The organism is Kineococcus vitellinus (genome assembly GCF_009906315.1).
Lineage (GTDB): Bacteria > Actinomycetota > Actinomycetes > Actinomycetales > Kineococcaceae > Kineococcus > Kineococcus vitellinus.
Map to the genome: position 1 here is coordinate 1 of NZ_JAAALL010000361.1, position 3957 is coordinate 3957.

A 3957-nucleotide genomic window follows, 5' to 3' on the forward strand; every position below is an offset into this window, starting at 1 on the left:
GGCGGGGGCGCTGCTCGTGGTGGGGGTGCCGATCGCGGTGCTGCTCGCGCTGGCGGCCGCGGGCTCCGGCGCCGCCGCGGCGCAGCTGGGCGGGACCCCGCTGCCGACGGCCGTCGGCGGGCGCCTGCTGCTGGCCGCGGGCCTGGTCGTGGCCGCCGCTGCCGCCGGTGAGCTGCTGGGCCGGGGGCTGGCCCTGCTCGCCCCCCGGCTGCTGGCGGGCCCCGCGGCCGAGCGGCTCGCGGCCGCCGAGGCGCACGTGTCGGTCCTCGCCGGGCGCGACCGGCTCGCCCGGGAGCTGCACGACAGCGTCGGGCACTCCCTGAGCCTGGTGAGCGTGCAGGCCGGGGCCGCCCGCCGGCTGCTCACCCGCGACCCGGTCGCCGCCGAGGCGGCCCTGCGCGCCGCCGAGGACGCCTCCCGCCGCGCGCTCGTCGACCTCGACCACGTCCTCGGGCTGCTGCGCGAGGAGGACGGCGCGGCGCCGGCGGACGCGTCCACGGCGGCCGCGGCGCCGGTGCCCGACCTGCGCGAGCTGGCCGACCTCGTCGGCGCCGCCCGCGCCGCCGGGGTGCGGGCCGACGTCGCGGTGCGCGGGGACGTGGCCGCGCTGCCCGCCGTCGTCTCGCGGGAGGCCTACCGGATCCTGCAGGAGGGCCTGACGAACGCGCTGCGGCACGCACCGGCGGCCGCCTGCCGCCTCGCCGTCGACGCCCGCGGCGAGGACCTGGTGCTGGAGGTGGCGAACACCGCGCCGGGGACGGCCCGCGGCGAGGACCCGGGCGCGGGCCCCTCGGGCGGCGGCCGCGGGCTGGTCGGCGTGCGCGAGCGGGTGCGCGACCTGCGGGGCAGCGTGCGCACCGGTACCGGCCCCGACGGCACCTGGCGGCTGCTGGCGCGCCTGCCCGTGCGGGCGCGCGGCGGGGCGGGGGCGTGGTGACGGTCCGCGTCGCGCTCGTCGACGACGAGCCGCTGCTGCGCAGCGGGCTGGCCGCCGTGGTCGGCGCCGAACCCGACCTGCTCGTCGTCGGCGAGGCCGGCGACGGCTCGGAGGTGCCCGCGCTGGTGGCCCGCACCGCCCCCGACGTCGTGCTCATGGACGTGCGCATGCCCGGGCTGGACGGCATCGAGGCCACGCGCGCGCTGGTGCGGGCCGGCTCGAGCGCGCGCGTGCTCGTGCTGACCACCTTCGCCAACGACGAGCACGTCTTCGACGCCCTGGCCGCCGGTGCCGACGGCTTCCTGCTCAAGCGGTGCACGCCCGAGGAGGTGCTGCACGGCATCCGCACCGTGGCGCGCGGGGAGTCGCTGCTCTTCCCCGACGCCGTGCGCGAGCTCGCCCGCCGGCACGTGCGCGGCGGTGGCCGCGGCGCCGCGCAGGTGCCGCAGCTGGCGCGGCTGACCGCGCGCGAGCGCCAGGTGCTGCGGCTGGTGGCCGCCGGGCTGAGCAACGCCGAGATCGCGGCCGAGCTGGTGGTGGGCGTGGAGACCGTGCGCTCGCACGTGGCGGCGGTGCTGGCCAAGACGGGGGCGCGCGACCGCACGCAGGCGGTCGTCCTGGCCTACCGCTCGGGGTTCGTCCCCCCGGCCTGAGCGCCCGCGGCACGGGCACCCGCGGGGCGCGGCACCCCCCCCGCCCCCTAGCATCGAACGCGTGTTCGACCACGAGCGCGGCGCGCGGCACGGCCCGCCCGGCTGGCCGCAGCAGGTGCCGCCGCCCGGCGCCGAGGACTGGCAGCCGCGCGCCGTCGCCTGGCTGCTGGACCAGGCCCCGCCGGAGTACCGCGGCTACCCGCCGGTGCGCCACCACCCGCTGCTGCTGGTGTGGCTGGTCGCCCACCACGTGCAGGCCCAGCAGGAGGCCGTGCGGCGGTGGGAGGGCCCTGTGAACGCTTCGCCCGGGCGGGCGGATCCGGGGCGCTGCGGTTCGCCGGGGCTCCTACACTCGCCGGGTCAACCGCTCGACCCCCGTCCACACAGGAGGCCACCCCGCATGGGGCTGCTCGAGACGATCAAGGGGCCCGGGGACCTCAAGGCCCTCCCCGCGGAGCAGTTGCCGGCGCTGGCGGCCGAGGTGCGCGACTTCCTCGTCACCGCCGTCAGCCGCACCGGCGGCCACCTCGGCCCCAACCTCGGCGTCGTCGAGCTGACGATCGGCCTGCACCGCGTCTTCGACTCCCCCCGCGACCGGCTCGTCTTCGACACCGGCCACCAGAGCTACGTGCACAAGCTGCTCACCGGCCGGCAGGACTTCAGCCGGCTGCGCGAGGCCGGCGGGCTGGCCGGCTACCCCTCGCGCGCCGAGAGCGAGCACGACGTGGTGGAGAACTCCCACGCCTCGACGTCGCTGTCGTGGGCCGACGGGCTGGCCAAGGCCTTCGAGCTGCGCGGGGAGGCGGAGGGCGAGCACGGCCGCCGCGTCGTCGCCGTCATCGGCGACGGCGCCCTGACCGGCGGCATGGCCTGGGAGGCGCTGAACAACATCGCCGACGCGCAGCGGCCGGTGGTCGTCGTCGTCAACGACAACGAGCGCTCCTACGCCCCCACCACGGGCGGCGTGGCCGCGCACCTGGCGACGCTGCGCACCACCCGCGAGTACGAGAAGGTGCTGGACTGGGGCAAGCAGTCCCTCCAGCGCGGCGGCGCCCCCGGCCGGCTGGCCTACGAGACCCTGCACGGGGTGAAGAAGGGCCTCAAGGACATCGTCGCCCCGCAGGGGATGTTCGAGGACCTGGGCCTGAAGTACGTCGGCCCCGTCGACGGCCACGACACCGAGGCCGTGGAGCACGCGCTGCGCCGCGCCCGCTCCTTCGGCGGCCCCGTCATCGTGCACGTCATCACCCAGAAGGGCCGCGGCTACCAGCCGGCGCGGGCCGACGCCGCCGACCACTTCCACGCCGTCGGCGTCATCGACCCCGGGACCGGCGAGGCGCGGGCCCGCTCCGGCTCCTCGTGGACGAGCGTCTTCGCCGACGAGGTCCTCGCGATCGCGCAGCGGCGCCCGGACGTCGTCGGCATCACCGCGGCCATGCGGATCCCCGTCGGGCTGGAGCCCTTCGCCCGCGCCCACCCCGACCGCGTCTTCGACGTCGGCATCGCCGAGCAGCACGCCACCGCCTCCGCCGCGGGGATGGCCGCCGGCGGCCTGCACCCCGTCGTCGCGGTCTACTCCACCTTCCTCAACCGCGCCTTCGACCAGCTGCTGCTGGACGTGGCCCTGCACGGGGCGGGCGTCACCTTCGTCCTGGACCGCGCGGGCGTCACCGGCCCGGACGGCCCCAGCCACCACGGGGTGTGGGACGTCGGCATGTGCCGGCTGGTGCCGGGGCTGCGGCTGGCCGCCCCCCGCGACGCCGAGACGCTGCGCGAGGAGCTGCGCGAGGCCGTGGCCGTCGAGGACGCGCCCACGGTGGTGCGCTTCAGCAAGGGCGAGGTGCCCGCGGCGATCCCCGCGATCGCCCGCACCGGCCACGCCGACGTGCTCGAGGGCCCCGGCTGGCGCACCGGCGACGACGTCCTGCTCGTCGCGGTCGGCGCGATGGTGCCGCGCGCCCTGGACGTCGCCGCCCGGCTGCGCGCCCACGGCGTCGGCGTCACGGTCGTCGACCCGCGCTGGGTCGTGCCCGTCGACCCCGCCCTCGTCGAGCTGGCCCGCACCCACCGCCACGTCGCCGTCGTCGAGGACGCCGCCGAGGTCGGCGGGCTGGGCTGGGCGCTGGCCGCCGCGCTGCGCGCGCAGCGCGTGGGCACCCCGCTGCTCGGGTTCGCGCTGCCGCAGGAGTTCCTCGACGTCGGCGCGCGCGACGCCGTCCTCGACGCGCACGGCCTGGCGCCGCAGGACATCGCCCGGGCGCTCGTGGAGGCCGTGGCCCAGGGGACCCCGGAGGTCCGGGGGCCCAGGGCCGGTCGCGAGCCGGTGGCCGGCGCGGCCGCCCCGCCGCGGTAGGTCCGCCGCGGCAG

General features: G+C 78.6%; 3 protein-coding genes. All 3 read left to right on the top strand.

The genetic code is table 11. The annotated features are described in order from the left end of the window. Positions 1–937, top strand: a 937-nt coding sequence (locus GTQ99_RS20785) for a sensor histidine kinase (RefSeq protein ID WP_166617603.1), incomplete at its 5' end; no start/stop codon positions are given. Next, the gene (locus GTQ99_RS20790) at positions 934–1590 is read left to right on the top strand and encodes a response regulator (RefSeq protein WP_166617604.1); all 657 of its coding nucleotides are present in this window, start codon (positions 934–936) and stop codon (positions 1588–1590) included. The genes GTQ99_RS20785 and GTQ99_RS20790, both read left to right, overlap by 4 nt. Positions 1591–1990: 400 nt before the next feature. After that, positions 1991–3943, top strand: a complete 1953-nt coding sequence (gene dxs / locus GTQ99_RS20795; protein WP_166617605.1) for a 1-deoxy-D-xylulose-5-phosphate synthase — start codon at positions 1991–1993, stop codon at positions 3941–3943. Positions 3944–3957: the final 14 nt, after the last annotated feature.